Here is a 255-nt window from a genome sequence, read left to right on the forward strand (position 1 = left end):
CGAACATGAGCCTCGACCTGATCGGCCAGGCGCGTCTGCTGTACACACACGCGGCCACGCTCGAGCAGCAGCTCACCGGCCGTCAGCGCAGCGAAGACGACTACGCGTACTTCCGCGCCGAGCGCGAGTTCGCGAACTACACGCTCGCCGAGCTGCCGCACTACGGCCCGCTCGCCGGCACCGCGCAGGCGCAGAAGGACTACGCGGTCACGATCGTGCGCAACTTCCTGTATTCGACGCTGATGAGGCATCTGT

General features: G+C 66.3%; 1 protein-coding gene. It reads left to right on the top strand.

Annotation, left to right across the window (positions count from 1 at the left end; all coding sequences use genetic code 11):
• Window positions 1–255, top strand: a 255-nt coding sequence (locus tag AB3X89_RS40680) for a Phenylacetic acid catabolic protein (protein WP_368588115.1), incomplete at both ends; no start/stop codon positions are given.

Origin of the sequence: Paraburkholderia sp. BR14320 (assembly GCF_040948665.1) — a bacterium.
GTDB classification, from domain to species: Bacteria; Pseudomonadota; Gammaproteobacteria; order Burkholderiales; family Burkholderiaceae; genus Paraburkholderia; species Paraburkholderia youngii.